Origin of the sequence: Aliidiomarina sp. (assembly GCF_047920995.1) — a bacterium.
Taxonomy (GTDB): domain Bacteria; phylum Pseudomonadota; class Gammaproteobacteria; order Enterobacterales; family Alteromonadaceae; genus Aliidiomarina.
This window is the reverse complement of record NZ_JBLRWZ010000026.1, coordinates 1-15,653: the sequence shown is the minus strand read 5'-3', so window position 1 is coordinate 15,653 and position 15,653 is coordinate 1. Positions and strand designations below refer to the sequence as shown.

Here is a 15,653-nt window from a genome sequence, read left to right as displayed (position 1 = left end):
ATAGTGAGCAAAAAAAGCCAAGTGATACAGGACGTTGATCAAGCTGAACAGGTGCGCCGCCTTGAACGCGTAGTAGCCCGCCTCAAGGTTTTGACACAAAAATATCGCCAAGCTGAAGTAATTCAGCAGGCTCTTTTTCGTATCTCTGAATCAGCGTCGTCAGCGCAAAGTATGGATCATATCTACAGTGATGTGCACCGTATTATTGGCCAGCTAATGGCGGCAAAAAACTTTTATATTTGTTTATACACAGACGATAGAAACTCCTTCACATTCCCTTATTTTATTGATCAATATGATGATGCGCGCATGGTTGCCGAGGTGCCGGTAGAGGCACTGATGCGCGGAATGACCGGCTACATATTACGTAGTGGCGAGCCTATGCTCTGCACTAAAAGTGATATTGATAACTTGGTGTCGGCCGGTGAAGTAAATTTCTTGGGTTCTATGCCCGTAGATTGGCTCGGTGTTCCGTTAATTGCGAATGGCGAGTTGATTGGCGCCATGGTAGTACAAAGCTATTTAGAAGAAGTGCGGTATAAAAGTGAAGATCTCGAATTATTAATGTTCGTTTCGCAACACGTGGTAAACGCACTTGAGCGTTTCCGCCGGCGCGAATTTTTAGAATCTGAGGTTACCAAACGTACTGCCGAGCTTAGCCAAACCAACGAAGAGTTGCGTACTGAAATTCGTGAGCGGGAAAAAGCAGAGCTGCAAAACGCAGTGTTATTCTCGATTTCTGAGCTTACTAACACCGCTGCAGATATGCCGGCATTCTACCGGCAGTTACACATTGAAGTTTCGCGCCTTATTCAGGCGGAAAACTTTTACATCGCGCTGCTCACTGAAAACCGTCAGCAAGTTTATTTCCCGTATTATGCTGATGAAAGTGGCTTTCAAGCGCGGCAACGAAATCTACAACGAGGCCTTACCGAATATGTACTGCGCACTCGTAAAGCAGCTTACGTAGATGGCAAAATCCGTGATGGTTTAGTGGCTAAAGGTGAAGTAGTACTTGCCGAAAACCGAGGAAAATTAGCGCACCAATGGATTGGCTCTCCATTGATGGTAGATGGCAAGGTGTTCGGTGTTATTGCTACCCAAACCTATCGGGAAGAACGGCCTTTTTCCCGCGATGATCTCGAGCTGCTAAATTTTGTTGCGCACCACGTATCGATTGCTATCGATCGAAGGCGAGCCGCAGAGCAACTCGCCAAAGCGAACAGTTTCCTTGAAAAGCGTATTGCCGAGCGAACGGAAGAATTAGTTGAAGAAATTGAGCGCAGAAAAGAAATTGAAGCGCAGTTATATCATGATGCGCACCACGATAATTTAACCGGCTTACCCAATCGAGCCATGTTTATTCAGCGAGTAAATCAGGCGTTAACGCGGCAAAAGCGGCAACCCGAGGACAACTTTGCGCTGCTGTTTGTGGATCTCGATCGGTTTAAAAACATTAATGATACTTTGGGCCATTCCGCCGGCGATGAATTCTTATTAGAAGTCGCACGGCGCATTCATGGCGCAATTCGTGAACCTGATTTCTTGGCTCGTTTAGGTGGTGATGAGTTCGTTATTCTGCTAGAACCGATTAAAACAGTGGATGATGCGCGGGATGTAGCCGCACGCATTATCGATGTTATGAAAGAGCCGTTTAAATTAGATGGGCAAGTGCATTTTTCAGGGGCAAGTATTGGTATTGCTACGTGCCGAGGTGCGGATGATACTTCCGATAGGCTATTGCGTGATGCCGATGCTGCCATGTACGAGGCGAAGAATCTTGGCCGTGGGCGTTACATTGTATTTGATGAAGCAATCCGTAGCGGCTTAGTGGCTGCTTTGAATCAAGAATCTGCGCTACGCCATGCGCAAGCGAAAAAAGATTTCCGGCTCTGGTATCAGCCGATTATGTATCTTGATAACAATGAAGTGCAAAGCTATGAGATGTTTGTTCGTTGGCAACATGGTGAGCAAACGGTTTTGCCAGCTGAGTTTATGATTTTGGCGGAGCGCTCAGGCGCAATTATTGAAATTGATCAGTGGGTACTTGCAGAAACTTGTAGGTTAATTATGTCGCGGAAGAAGCAGAACCGTGATATCGCACCGATTCACATTAACTTAAGTATTCAGCACTTACTGCGACCGCGACATGTGCAAGCGTTGATAGAAATTGTGAAGCAGAGCGCAGCGCCATTTAATAGGCTGGTGCTTGAATTCGATGAGGAATCGCTGCAAAAAGAAGATGCTCGCAGAGTTTTGGTTAGCTTGCGAAACTTGAAAGAAGCTGGGTTCATGTTAGCGCTGGATGATTTTGGCCGTGTTACTGGCCCGCTGCACTTTATTTATAATTATCCGTTCGATGTAATTAAGCTTGATAGTCGTTTTGTAGCACAACTAGATCGTAAAGAGCGGGCGCAAGCAATGGTGAAACATATTGTTACGCTATGCAAAGATTTAGGCATTCAGCTTTCGGCTGAAGGTATCGAAAACCAAGCTCAATTGGATAATTTGCTTGATCTTGGCGTTACCATCGGCCAGGGTAATTTACTGAGCAAGGCGCGAAAAGTGGAGGGCGATAAAACTAGTTTAAGTAGCAAAGCAACTAACGATAATTCTCCTAGCGCCGTAACATCTCTCGCAAACGTGCAAGATTAGTTTCTGTTTTTTGCTGCTGCTCTTCGCGGCTCACCGGTTTGCGCTGATCTTCCCAATCAATATCATCTTGTGGCAATTCCATTAAAAAGCGGCTTACTTCTGGGCGTATGGTTTCCCCATACTGCCTGCGTTGCTTGGCTAAGGTAAAAGTTAACTTGCGTTGGGCGCGGGTAACACCCACGTAGGCAAGCCGCCGTTCTTCTTCGATATCTTCGTTATCAATGCTGGTTTGATGCGGCAGCAAACCTTCTTCCATGCCCACTAAAAATACGTATGGAAACTCGAGGCCTTTCGAGGAATGTAAGGTCATTAACTGCACTTGATCGGAATCATCATCTTCGTCTTGGCGTGAGAGCATATCGCGCAACACTAAACGGGATACAACTTGATCAAGGGTCATGGGATCATTTTCTGGGCTGCCCATCAACATATCGCTTACCCATCGATACAATTCATTCACGTTTTTGATGCGCATTTCAGCGGCAGTAGGGCTACCGCTGGTTTCAAACAACCAATCTTCATAATGGATTGCTTGAATTAACTGCTGAACTGCTTGAGCGGCATGCTGTTCGCCGGAATCGCTCTCCCGTGTGGTGTGTAATATCAGCTGGGTGAATTCTTGCACATCATGATACGCACGGCTGGCCAATAGCGTTTTCAAACCATGGTGTTGGCAGGTAGCGAACAAGCTTAGGTTTTCTTGGTGGGCTAGCTGGCCGATGCGCTCAATTGTGCTAGGGCCAATGCCGCGGCGCGGCGTGTTGATAATGCGTAAGAAGGCGTTGTCATCATCTGGGTTCACCACAAGGCGCAAATAGGCCAAAATATCTTTAATTTCCGCTCGCGCAAAAAATGATTGGCCACCGGTAATTTTGTAAGGAATCCGGTTGTTCATTAGTGCTTTTTCAAAGATCCGCGCTTGGTGGTTGCCACGGTACAAAATAGCGTAATCACCATAACGTGTAGCATCCAAAAAGCGTTCGCGAATGATTTCTGCTACTACGCGCTCGGCTTCATTTTCTTCATTTTTGCCAAAAATAACCCGTAGCGGTTCGCCATATTCCATTGCTGAGAACAGCTTTTTCTCGAACATATGAGGGTTGTTAGCAATCAAAATATTGGCGCTTTTCAAAATACGCCCCACCGAGCGATAATTTTGCTCCAACTTAATCACTTTTAGCTCTGGATAATGGTTTTGCAGCAGGCTAAGGTTTTCTGGCTGAGCGCCACGCCAAGAATAAATACTTTGGTCATCATCTCCTACCACGGTAAACCGGCCCCGTTCGCCCACCAACAAGCGCACCAATTCATATTGGCTGGTATTGGTATCTTGATATTCATCTACTAATAGGTAACGAATACGCTGTTGCCAGCGTTGGCGTACGGCGGGCACTTGTTTTAATAACAGGGTAGGCAGCAAAATGAGATCATCGAAATCAAGCGCGTTGCAGGCCTTTAAATGCTTTTGGTAGGCGGTATATAGTTCAACGAACAATGTGTCGTTAGGGAATGCCTCATCGGCCTGCACATGCTCGGGTAACAGCATGGCATTTTTCCAATGGCTAATTCGCCGTTGGGCGCTCTGCAGTAGTGCTTTATCGGCATCAATTTCGCCTTCGCATAAAGCGCTGAGCAGAGCGAAGGTGTCTTGGTCGTCGAACAAAGAAAAACCAGGCTTGAAACCGAGCAATGTGGTTTCTCGGCGAATCATATCGAGGCCAAGGGTATGAAAGGTGGAAACCCTTAATCCGCGGCAGTTTTTCCGGCCTAAGCGCTGAGATATTCGTTCCCGCATTTCCCGCGCGGCTTTGTTCGTAAAAGTTACCGCAGCTATATGATGGGGTTTGTAGCTCGCTTGATTCACCAAGTAGGCTACTTTTTCGGTGATCACCCGAGTTTTACCACTGCCAGCACCTGCAAGTACCAAGGTAGGGCCACTTATGTACTCAACTGCCGCTTGCTGTTGTGGGTTTAATTGCATGAACAACCTGATTTACGAATCTATGTTATTAAAAGCGTTGTAGAGAGGCATTGTACCCGAATTCGAAAATATGCCATACCGACAAATTGCGGTATGCTGTAAGAATAGAGAAAACAGAGAGGTTTTTATGATTGATGCAAAAAAAATTGAGCAAATAGCGAAGCAAATTACCGAGAGCATTCCGCCGGGCGTGCGAGGTATGGCCGATAATGTTGAGCAAAAAGTAAAGCAAGCAGTGCAATCGCAGCTGGGCAAACTTGATGTGGTAACCCGCGAAGAAATGGAAATTCAGCAGCAGCTGATTTTACGTTTGCGCCAGCGCATTGAAGCACTTGAAGCGAAACTAGACGCACAAGAGAATAATCTCCCGTAGTGTTCGCTCAATAAGGAAACGCTATTGCTTCGCTATATTCGCCCTTATTTAAGTACGCGCGTTCAGTTCTTTATCGCTATTGCTGGCACCGGAATGGTGTTGGTATTTTTGGTATTATTTGGTGTGCGCAGTGCGTTTTTAAATAATTTTGAAGCCTACTTAGTGGAGCAAGAACAGCGCCGTGTTGAACAGGTGGCAGCTGTTTTCTCCGAGTATTACGAAGACAACTTGCAACGTTTGCGGCGCCAAGGTGTGCGAGAAATTAGCGAAGCGGTGCTATGGCAGCGTATTGTAAATGAAGTGCAGCGCGATGCGCTGCTGAATACCGGCACTCTAAACCCCGATATTGATTTAACCTTCAGTACCTTAAGCCTCACCACCCTATATGGTTATCAAGTATTGGGGACGCCGATAAATACTCCCATTTCAGTGGCCGTGCTAGGTGAGGGCGAAATAATTGCCACATTAAGTGCACCCATCCCCCAAGGTGATCTGCAGCCAGTAGACCAAGTATTCGCCCAACAACAGCAACGCGCGTTGTGGTGGGCCGGAGCCCTGGCCATTGTGATTGCCGCAATTGTGGCTTGGTTATTGGCCAGCGTGTTGCGTAAGCGCTTAGCTAGGTTGCGCTATAGCACTCAGCAGCTGGCCGCCGGAGATTACCAATATCCCGTGCTCACGGCGCTGCCAAATCAGCAAATTCCAGATGATGTGGGTGAACTCGCCATAGCTATTGCGCAGCTAGCGGAAAACCTCGCCAATACCGAACACCAACGGCGGCAATTTATGGCAGATATTGCTCATGAGCTGCGCACTCCGCTTACCGTGTTGAAAGGCGAGCTAGAGGCTGTTGAAGATGGTATTCGAGAACCTAACCAACAGTTGTGTAAGCGGTTGCAACAACAAACAGAACAGCTGAATCGATTAGTAAATGATTTACACACATTGGCGCAAGCCGGTGCGGGGCAGCTCAGTTATCATTGGCAACCGCTGAATATGGTGCAATTTGTAACGCAGTTGCACCAGCAAGTGCAGCCTAGCTTCACCAAGACGGGGCTTACGCTGAGCTTACATGTGCCCGAAAGCGCGGCATTTGTGCGGGCAGATAGCGCACGATTGCAGCAAGTGTGTATGAATTTGTTGAATAACAGCTTACGTTACACCAGTAGCCCTGGTGCTGTGCAAATGCACCTGCTAGTAAAGGCACAGGCGGTTGAGTTGCGCATTGAAGATAGCGCTCCGGGAGTGCCAGAAGCGCACCGTCAGCGCTTATTTGAACGGTTTTATCGTATTGATGCTCATCGCCAACGCGCAAGTGGCGGCAGTGGGCTTGGTTTAACCATTGTTGCGCAAATTGTGCAGGCGCATGGTGGCACAGTGCAGGCGGAAGCAAGTGAGCTTGGTGGATTACGGATGCACGTAGTATTGCCGCGTTTACTTGATAGCACTGCTATAGTAAGTGATTCCCAGTGAATAGCCGCTGAGTGCAGGAGCCAAGAATACTCATGAGCACTATTTTCGTAGTGGAAGACGAAGCCGAAATTCGCCAATTGCTGGCGGATTATTTAGCCCAAGCCGGGCACACCGTAGTGGCGCATGAGCGAGGCGATCAGGCGTTAACCGATATGCGTGCGCAGCAACCCGATCTGGTGCTGCTTGATGTAATGCTACCTGGCATTGATGGGCTTGAAGTGTGTAGGCAAGTGCGCGAATTCAGCCATGTGCCGATTATTTTTCTTACTGCTCGCCATGACGAGGTAGACCGTATTGTGGGTTTGCGCTTGGGCGCGGATGATTATGTGGTGAAGCCATTTAGCCCGCGTGAAGTAGTAGCGCGAGTAGAGGCCCTGCTGCGGCGTAGCCAGTGGCAGCAAGCAGCCCCAGTAAGCAACGATAGTAGCCCACTGCAGCTCGATAGCGGCAGTTACCAAGCGTATTGGCAGCAGCAGTTGTTAGATTTAACGCCAGTGGAATTTCGTTTGCTTACCATGCTGAGTAAACATCCTGGGCGCGTATATAGCCGCGATGAATTGATTAACGCCGCCTATGATGATCACCGCATTGTGAGTGATAGAACAGTGGATAGCCATATTAAAAACCTGCGCCATAAACTGCAAAAAGCAGGTGCCGATGATGTAATTCAGGCGGTGTATGGTGTGGGTTATCGTTTCGTAAATGGCAAGAACGTAAACGGTACCAAGTAGCCCCTTTTCATTTCTCCACACTTTCTCCACAATTGATGTGCAATTACTGCACCGTTGCGCGCAATACTGAGCTTGTGAAGTGAATGATAGTAAGCCTTTAGTTTTGGGCTCAGTTGCATAACTGGAGTAAATGATGAAAAAATTAAATAAAGTAATGGTAGCAATAGCGTGTTTAATGCCGTTATCTGCAGTGGGCGCAGCCACTGCTGATGCAACCGATGCGCGCGAGCGCGGTGAGCGGCAACAGCAAGCTCGTATGATTGTGGTAGATCGAGAAGGTAACCAAGCGGGTAACCGCGCAGGGAACCATGCCGGTGATCGTGCCGGTAACCAGAGAGGCGAGCAAATGCGTGAGCGTATGCGCGAAGTTCGCAACGAGCGCTTGCAAGAGCATTTTGCCCAGTTCGATTTAAACCAAGATGGCTATATTACCCAAGCAGAGCTTACCGAAGTAATGGTAAACCAAGCGCGGGAACGTTCGGAGCGTATGTTCCAACGCTTGGATACCGATGGTACAGGCGTAGTAAGTGTGGAGCAGTTTGCAGAGTTACAGGGAGAGCTGCACTTAGATCGCCATATTGAAGTGCGCCGCCGTGCTGTGAATATGGGTGAGCTATCTGAGGAAGATCGTGAGCGCATTCGTGAAGCTCGTGAACTTGCTCGCGAAGCGCAACAGCGTGCTCACGAAGCCCGTGCAATGGGTGCCGAGGCCCGCCGTGAAGCCCTTATTATTCGTGGTGATGCGGTGGAAGTAAGCGTTGATGAAGAAGGTAACCGAATTATTCGCGTGCGCAACAAGCGCGCAGATGAGCGTGGCAACAACTAACTGGTTGCGGAACGTTAGTAACTCAGTAGTAAATTAATAAGCACTAAACTAAAAAAGAGAGCGGCAGCTCTCTTTTTTATTGGTTATCAGGGCGTTAGCAGGTTGCCGTAATACCATTGTTTGTGCACCAACTGCCCATATTAGCGAGCACTTCCTTCAAGTTCGCGTCATTCTCAGCATCATATTGCGCTTCGGCAAGCAATTCAGCAGCTTCCTCATGATTGCTTTGGTGTAAAAATATTTGCGCCAATCGATACTTAGCCCAACCTGGCTGCATTCCCTCTGGCACTCGATTTTCGGCGAGTAACAACTGTAAGTATTCAGCTCCGGGTTCTAGTTCAGTGCCGGATTCAGCAGCCAGTTTGCCCCATTGATAATAAACTCGAGCTTGTAATTCTTGCTGCTCTTCATCACTACTATCGATCGCCGCTAACACTGCATTTATTTGCGTAAGCGCGGCAGCATATTCAGCATCGTTAATACGTTGAGCTATATAGTTAAATCGCGCACTTAAGTTTTCTGGTTGGGCCGCAAACAACGCCAACCATGCGGCTTCTTCGGCTTCTTTATCATCAGCCAATGTGGCGAGTACGATATCCGCCTGAAACCGAAATGGGCTGTTAAGCTCATGCAAGCGCGCGGCATGCTCACCTACTTTATCGCTATCGCCCCCCACTAAACCGGGTGCGTTGGCGTGAAATTGTAGCAAACTCAAATGGGCTAGTTCGTGATTCGGCTCTTTCTCTAACGCCTCGTTCCACTGATTGCGCATCCGCCTTGCTAAAAAAGGTAAGCGAATGGCACTGGCATCATTCATCGAGAGCACGGTAACCATGCCTGCCAAAAAGTGATAATCACCGCTGTTACTCATACTACGGCGTAACTTTTTCAGTTCTCTATCTGCAGCTTTGTGATCATTTTCCGTAAGCGCTTCGATTACCGGGCTAAATACTTCATCAATGGTATCCATACCAATATTTACTTGCTGTGCCTGAGCAGTACCTATTAGTAGCAAAAGTGCCAGCATTACAAGAGAAAAACCACGTTTAAATAATGAGGAATACATAGTTACCTGCTGAGTAGTTACCTGCTGAATAAAATGAGCATAAATCAAACAATTCAAGTTCGCTGAGCATACCGCAAAAATACTGCACAGAGGAATCATGATTGTGTATCTGGATGTTTCGATGTTAATAGATTGTAAATAGATTCGTCTTGAACTTTAGTCGTTTAAACGCAAGCAATGTGGCGAGTGAATGCAGAACACGTATATTGGTTGTTTGGTTTTTCAATCAGGATCATACAGTTATGTCCAACCCTAAACGTTTACTACGCCCTTCACCGCTGTTGCTTGCTATCGCTGCAGCCTCTTGTTTTTCTGTTGCTCTGGCTGATGTACCTATTGTACAGCCTAGTGCTCCAGGCCAGGGTAGCCGCCAAATTAGTGTTGAAGAAGCGCTACAACTGGTTGAAGTGCGCTACACCGCCGCCGATGTGAAATTCATGCAAGATATGCTGCCGCATCATCAGCAAGCGTTGGATATGACCGTATTGCTGGCGGAACGTACCAGCAGTAATGAAATGATGGAACTGGCTGATCGCATTGAGCGCACTCAAAAAGATGAAATTGAGTTCATGCAGCAGTGGCTAAGCGAACGTGGCGAGCGCGTTCCTGATACCGATTGGCGTCAGCATGGCCATCATGCTCAGCATGGGCACCATGGCCATCATGGTATGGAAGGCATGGCAACTCCTGAGCAAATGGCAGCACTTGAAGCTGCAACTGGTCCGGAGTTTGATCGCATGTTCTTAGAGCTGATGATCAAACACCATGAAGGTGCGTTAACCATGGTTAGAGATTTACTCAGACAACGTGGTTCTGCTCAGGAACCAGAAATGTTTGAGTTTGCGAACGAGGTTAAAAACGATCAAGAAGCTGAAATTGAACGCATGATGGCGATGTTAGTAGGCTATTCGCCAGATCCTCGTGCGGGGTTAGCTGCTGGCTTCCGCGACGCGGAAGAAGCGATTTGGAACATGGAATTGCTTGCCGCATTACCAAAACCAGCTGGGTTTTATGACCCGAGTAATCCTTCCGGATTACCAGCTAGCCGCTTACGTGAACTTGCTAACGAATCTGCTGATTCAAGCGATGGTGATGTTGAGGCAGAGGCTGGTGACAAAGATTCAGGCAACCGCCCATCATTGCTAGATTTTGCCAATACTGATATGGCGTTTTCTGATAACACGTTGGTGGTGGGTAACTACCACGGCTTTAAAATCTACGATATTAGCAACCATGGCCAACCGGAACTGATTAGTGCAGTGGTTTGCCCTGGAGGCCAAGGCGACGTTTCCGTTGTGGGCGATTTATTGATTATGTCGGTAGAGCAAGGCCGCGGGCGCTTAGATTGCGGCCTGCAGGGCGTTGCCGAACAGGTTAGCGAAGAACGCTTCCGTGGCTTACGTATTTTCGATATTAGCGATTTGCGTATGCCGGTGCAGGTGGGCGCAGTGCAAACTTGCCGCGGGTCACATACTCATACTGTAGTAACGGAAGAAGATAATCGTTTAATTGTATATAACTCAGCTACAAGCTTTGTGCGTGATGAGGAAGAGTTAGAAGGTTGCGTAAATAAAGACCCCTACCGTGACGAGCGCACGGCGCTGTTCCGTATTGATGTGATTGAGATTCCTATCGATAATCCACAAGATGCGCGCATTATCCATAGCCCAGCAGTATTTGCTGACGAGGAAACCGGGGTGTTAGCGGGTTTATGGGAGCGAGGCGACCATGGCCCGGGTACGCAAACCACCAATGAAACCAACCATTGCCACGATATTACGGTGTACCCAGAAGCCAACCTAGCGGCAGGGGCGTGTTCAGGTAACGGTATCTTGTTTGATATCTCCGATCCTATTAACCCAACGCGTATCGATGCTGTAGTTGATCCAGGCTTTGCATATTGGCATTCGGCTACGTTCAGCAATGATGGTAGTAAAGTAATTTTCACTGATGAGTGGGGCGGTGGCACCCGGCCGCGTTGTCGTGCTTCCGATCCAATGAGCTGGGGTGCAAATGCTATTTACGATATCGAAGATCAGAAACTGGTATTCCGCAGTTACTACAAAATGCCAGCTCCGCAAACCGAAACTGAGAATTGCGTAGCGCACAATGGTTCGTTATTACCAGTACCAGGGCGAGATATCATGGCGCAATCTTGGTATCAAGGTGGTATTTCGGTGTTTGATTTTACCGATTCGGCTAACCCAGTTGAGATCGCATACTTCGATCGCGGGCCAATTGACGAGAAAGCGCTCGTTACTGGTGGTTACTGGTCTGCGTATTGGTATCGTGGATTGGTATACGGTACAGAAATTGTGCGCGGCTTAGATGTGCTTTCAATGCTGCCAAGCGAATACTTGAGTGAGAACGAGTTGGCCGCAGCACTGTTGGTAGACAAAGGCGAAACGTTTAACCCGCAGTTGCAAACTGTGCTGGATTGGCCTGGAGAGCCAGTAGTGGCGCGTGCTTATCAAGATCAGCTAGTGCGCAGCAACACTTTGAGCAGCGATCAGGTAGCCGAACTAACCGGTTTATTAGAACAAGCCCAGCAATCCATTGATGCAAACGCGCAAAACAGTAGCGTGGCAGATCGCTTAAGTGCTTTGGCTAATAATTTCGGCGCAACGGCACGGGATTATGAAGGCATGGAACGCCAGCGTATGCATGCACTTGGTGAAACACTGAAGGGTGTAGTGGCGCGTTTGCGTTAATCATTGGTTCTAACTTTTTTGCAGATAATAAAACGCTCTACAGGATGTTTATTCGCGAACGCGTTTAAACTTTCGTAGAGCGTAATTATTTACCCTTTCTTTAGGGTTTATGGGCGATAGCTAACATAAAAAGCGATGCGCATGTGTGCAAGTGGGTGGGTAATGGCTGTGAAATACCAGCACTGTTCCTTTATGCGATTCATGTGGGTGTTAACGCATTCTTAGCTTGGAAAGCAGGCCAATCCGTATTGAAGTTTTCCCTACTTTCTTTAATACCAGCGGTGAACTGGTTTATCACTCTGTATTTAGTGATTGTTCTAGCGAATCATAGATTCAACTAATAACTGCAACACTCGCTCTGCGTATACTGAAATTACTTTTCAATAATTACATATTCGATTTTGGCGGTATCAAAATCAGCAATTAAATCTAGTTCGATTATCGAAAATAACATATGAATGCATGAAGTCGATTTCATTGCTGGCCCAAAGTAAATACAAAAAGTATAACTCTGTACTTCGCCATACTTCTCAGAAGTACGCCGGCTCCCTCGAGGAGCGAGAGTGAAACTTCTGGGGCTCTCACTTGTGAAGTATTGAACGGCACTAACGAAGCTATTCACTTGCTCCTCAGTGGTTTTCCGTCTGACCTCTCCCCCAAGAATAGAACCATGACATCGATGAGATTTCCATTAAAATGGGTCAAGTGGAGATCTCAAAATGAAAAAACGTTACAGCGAAGAACAAATCATCAAGGCCATCAAAGAGCACGAGGCTGGAGCCAAGGTTGAAGACATTTGCCGTCGCCTCGGTATATCCAATGGGACTTTTTACAACTGGCGTAGTAAATACGCCGGTATGGAAGTCAACGAAGCGAAGCGCCTACGCGAGCTCGAAGCCGAAAACACTAAACTGAAGAAGCTCTTAGCGGAGAAAATGCTTGAGACAGAAGCCTTGAAAGATGTCGTCTCAAAAAAGTGGTAAAGCCCGCCAGCAAAAAGCACGTGGTTACGCATTTAGTGACTACGTTTAAGCTTAGTGAGCGCCTTGCGTGCAAGTTGGTCGGGCTGAGTCGAACCGCTTATCGATATCAACCTAAAAAGCGCCAGGATGAGCCTGTCACGGCTCGTTTAAAGGAGCTGGCAGTCGAGTATCCGCGTTACGGATATTTGATGCTACACGGCCTTCTTAAGCGCGAAGGACTCGTTAAAAACAAGAAGCGAACGTACCGTTTATACACAGAGCAAGGGCTTCAGGTTCGTACTAAAAAGCGTAAAAGACTAACGCGACCACGTGTCGTCATGGGCGCTCCAACTGCTGTAAATCAGCGCTGGTCGATGGACTTTGTTTCCGACCAATTAGCTAGTGGGCGTCGTTTTCGGGTTTTAAACATTGTTGATGATTTTAGCCGCGAAGTCGTTGGCCAACTTATTTCAGTGTCGATATCAGGGCAGCAGGTAGCGCGGTTTCTATCGCAGATTATTGAGACTCGCGATCAACCCGACTCGATTGTTTGCGACAACGGCACCGAATTTACCAGTAAGGCAATGTTCTTCTGGAGCAAGACGAAAGGCGTTCGACTGAGCTTTATTCAGCCAGGCAAACCCACACAGAATACGTTTGTGGAGAGCCTGAACGGCAAGTTCCGAAACGAATGTTTGAATCAACATTGGTTCAGAACATTGGATGAAGCGCGATACGACATAGAGCAGTGGCAGCGTCATTACAACGAAGAACGACCTCACAGCTCACTGAATTACTTACCGCCAGCTGAGTACGCGAAACAGGTGGCATAAAAACTGAAATCTCATTGAAAATGTGGTGTTATTTCAGGGGAAAGATCAACTATATTAAAAGCTATAGAATATCGCCCGATTAATGCACTATTTTGTATTTTAATCGTAAAGGAAATGCAACCTCCATATGTTCAAGGTTGACTTTGTAAATTTATTGAGATACGAAAGTGCGGCAGTAAGGAAAAAGCGTTTTAAATGTAAAAAGGAGTTTTTATGAAAACAAGAGCTGTTTTAAGTGCAGTATTTTTTCTGCAGTATTTTTTCTTGGCAAGCCTTTTCTCTGATGCTAGTGCTTCGACAACAGAAACTGTGGAATGCGTTGAATTGAGTCCTTTGAGCTCGGTAGTTGTCGACATAGAGAATGAAAATGATTTCTTTAATTGTTTTAACTCAGATGAAATCCCGCATGGAAATGAAGTTATTTTCAACGTGGTCTCTACCGATCAGAATTATCCCTTTAAGGTCGTGATATACGATATGAGCAGCGGCACAGCTGTTGAAATAAATGAATTATCATCACCAAATGGGGGAACAATCAGTTATCAAACAACGATGCAAACATCAGACATTGGATTTCGTATAGAGCCATACTCTAGTGTAAACGAAGATGTGCGCCTCACGATAGGGTTTGGTATTACAGAGAATGATGGGGGTATCTTTTTCATCAACCTAGATTCAGTTCCAAAAGAGGAGGAGAAAGGAGGTGGAACGTCACCTCCTCTGCCTCCGGGTGAAACTTGCGACCCTGTAACTAATATTTGCTTTGAAATTCAATCTCTCCCTACCAGTTCAACTTCCACTCAACAAGAAATACTTTCCTCATCATGCTCAGACTTTGAGGCAACCGGCGCACCTGAAAGCTTAGACATAAACAAAGCATTAAATAAGATAAAGCAAGATACTGAAAACTTAAACGTTTTCCAGAAAGCTTCCTATTTTATTGTTAATTTTAATAGAAACAGAGTTTATGACTTTGCATTCAACGCTGACTATCCTGACGCGACAGAAGAGTTTGGGAACTGGTTTTACGGAGCGGCTATGAACGTTGCTGGATATACAAATCAGCAAGCTCGAAGATATGCGGCTACAATGCAACCAGTCCAGAACATTCCTGATAATGCAAGTTGGTATACGAAAGCTGATGGTCAACGCCAGGCTATCTCTAACTTCATTACTGGAAACGGTGATGACCCAGATGATGTAGGCGATATCAATAAAGGATATCAGTATGCCAACGTGTTCGCGAACGACATTCAAATGGGCGTTTCCGGTAATTCTTGTGATACAAGTAGTCAACCTACTTCAACAGGCGGAGGCGGTAGCCCCGGCGGATGGATTGGCAGATTAGTTTCGACAATGGGGAGTTGGGGCTTTCAGTTCTGCAACGCATGTAGAACATCCATTACGGACCTACCAAGCGAAAATGTTTCTGATCCCGCCCCAGAAACCGATCCTAATTAACAGGTAGCTTTTTACAAGGAGGGGAATCCCCTCCTTGTATTTGAGCCTGAATTCAGATAATAACTGCAACGCTCATAATTTTATAGCGCATTCGAAAAAGCTTAACAACCTGATAACGGCGTATTTGTGCGCAATTACTGAATCTCTCCTTTAATAGCGAACAACTACAACTATACACGCTACACTTTTCGTTTTGCAGGAAGCAATCGAGGTGGCTATGGGAATGGCAGTGGTGTTAACCCGGGCGCAATTGGGGATGGAATCGCCGTTGGTGCGGGTTGAAGTAAATGTTGCGCGCGGGGTGCCGAGTTTACAAATCATTGGTATGCCGGAAACTACGGTGCGTGAGGCGCGCGATAGGGTAAAAACGGCGATACTAAATAGTGGCCTGGAGTTTCCGGTGGCGCGTATCACCATCAATTTGTCTCCGGCGGAGTTGCCAAAACAGGGGGCGCGCTTCGATTTAGCCATTGCCTTGGGCATTTTGGTGGCAAACGAAACCATTGAGGAAGGCGAATTACCGCACTTAGAGTGTTATGGCGAGTTAGCGCTTGATGGCGCCATACGGCGCATAGATGGGG

The 15,653-nt window shown here is 46.9% G+C and carries 11 protein-coding genes; 9 read left to right on the top strand and 2 right to left on the bottom strand.

Features of this window, described 5'->3' with window-relative positions:
- Positions 1–3: 3 nt before the first annotated feature.
- Entirely contained in the window at positions 4–2,655 is a 2,652-nt protein-coding gene (locus tag ACNA7P_RS08135; RefSeq protein WP_416258124.1) for an EAL domain-containing protein, read from the top strand.
- On the opposite strand, the gene rep is transcribed toward ACNA7P_RS08135, so the two are convergent.
- Positions 2,618–4,636, bottom strand: coding sequence for a DNA helicase Rep (gene rep, locus ACNA7P_RS08130; protein ID WP_416258123.1), 2,019 nt, complete (start codon positions 4,634–4,636; stop codon positions 2,618–2,620). The two genes, ACNA7P_RS08135 and rep, sit on opposite strands and share 38 nt — an antisense overlap.
- 127 nt (positions 4,637–4,763) lie before the next feature.
- On the opposite strand from rep, the gene ACNA7P_RS08125 reads away from it, so the two are divergent.
- The 4 genes from ACNA7P_RS08125 to ACNA7P_RS08110 all read left to right on the top strand — a co-directional run bounded on the left by ACNA7P_RS08125 (position 4,764) and on the right by ACNA7P_RS08110 (position 8,039).
- Complete coding sequence (locus tag ACNA7P_RS08125; protein WP_416258122.1) at positions 4,764–5,009, top strand: accessory factor UbiK family protein; 246 nt, start codon at positions 4,764–4,766, stop codon at positions 5,007–5,009.
- 24 nt (positions 5,010–5,033) lie between these two features.
- Entirely contained in the window at positions 5,034–6,482 is a 1,449-nt protein-coding gene (locus ACNA7P_RS08120) for an ATP-binding protein (RefSeq protein ID WP_416258121.1), read from the top strand.
- A 32-nt stretch (positions 6,483–6,514) separates the two neighbouring features.
- Positions 6,515–7,213, top strand: a complete 699-nt coding sequence (locus ACNA7P_RS08115; RefSeq protein ID WP_416258120.1) for a response regulator — start codon at positions 6,515–6,517, stop codon at positions 7,211–7,213.
- A 130-nt stretch (positions 7,214–7,343) separates the two neighbouring features.
- Positions 7,344–8,039, top strand: a complete 696-nt coding sequence (locus ACNA7P_RS08110; protein WP_416258119.1) for an EF-hand domain-containing protein — start codon at positions 7,344–7,346, stop codon at positions 8,037–8,039.
- Between the two features lie 94 nt (positions 8,040–8,133).
- Here the strand turns inward: ACNA7P_RS08110 and ACNA7P_RS08105 are convergent, their stop codons facing one another.
- Entirely contained in the window at positions 8,134–9,105 is a 972-nt protein-coding gene (locus ACNA7P_RS08105; protein ID WP_416258118.1) for a hypothetical protein, read from the bottom strand.
- A 242-nt stretch (positions 9,106–9,347) separates the two neighbouring features.
- Here ACNA7P_RS08105 and ACNA7P_RS08100 point away from each other — a divergent pair, with 242 nt between their 5' ends.
- From ACNA7P_RS08100 to ACNA7P_RS08085, 4 genes are all read left to right on the top strand, one after another.
- Positions 9,348–11,816 (top strand): DUF305 domain-containing protein, encoded by a 2,469-nt coding sequence (locus ACNA7P_RS08100; RefSeq protein WP_416258117.1) that lies wholly within the window; start codon positions 9,348–9,350, stop codon positions 11,814–11,816.
- A 719-nt stretch (positions 11,817–12,535) separates the two neighbouring features.
- Positions 12,536–13,611 (top strand): IS3 family transposase gene (locus ACNA7P_RS08095; RefSeq protein ID WP_416258116.1). Its coding sequence is split into 2 segments (ribosomal slippage): positions 12,536–12,785 and positions 12,785–13,611, totalling 1,077 coding nucleotides; the frame shifts between segments, so codons are not numbered across the junction.
- A 213-nt stretch (positions 13,612–13,824) separates the two neighbouring features.
- Positions 13,825–15,072, top strand: a complete 1,248-nt coding sequence (locus tag ACNA7P_RS08090; protein ID WP_416258115.1) for a hypothetical protein — start codon at positions 13,825–13,827, stop codon at positions 15,070–15,072.
- A 223-nt stretch (positions 15,073–15,295) separates the two neighbouring features.
- Positions 15,296–15,653: magnesium chelatase domain-containing protein (locus ACNA7P_RS08085; protein ID WP_416258114.1), on the top strand; the 358-nt coding region annotated here is incomplete at its 3' end.

What these genes read in the sequence shown, in the direction of transcription:
- rep (WP_416258123.1), bottom strand. Translation starts at nt 4,636, where the DNA reads ATGCAATTAAACCCACAACAGCAAGCGGCAGTTGAGTACATAAGTGGC.
- ACNA7P_RS08125 (WP_416258122.1), top strand. Translation starts at nt 4,764, where the DNA reads ATGATTGATGCAAAAAAAATTGAGCAAATAGCGAAGCAAATTACCGAG.
- ACNA7P_RS08115 (WP_416258120.1), top strand. Translation starts at nt 6,515, where the DNA reads ATGAGCACTATTTTCGTAGTGGAAGACGAAGCCGAAATTCGCCAATTG.
- ACNA7P_RS08110 (WP_416258119.1), top strand. Translation starts at nt 7,344, where the DNA reads ATGATGAAAAAATTAAATAAAGTAATGGTAGCAATAGCGTGTTTAATG.
- ACNA7P_RS08105 (WP_416258118.1), bottom strand. Translation starts at nt 9,105, where the DNA reads ATGTATTCCTCATTATTTAAACGTGGTTTTTCTCTTGTAATGCTGGCA.
- ACNA7P_RS08100 (WP_416258117.1), top strand. Translation starts at nt 9,348, where the DNA reads ATGTCCAACCCTAAACGTTTACTACGCCCTTCACCGCTGTTGCTTGCT.
- ACNA7P_RS08090 (WP_416258115.1), top strand. Translation starts at nt 13,825, where the DNA reads ATGAAAACAAGAGCTGTTTTAAGTGCAGTATTTTTTCTGCAGTATTTT.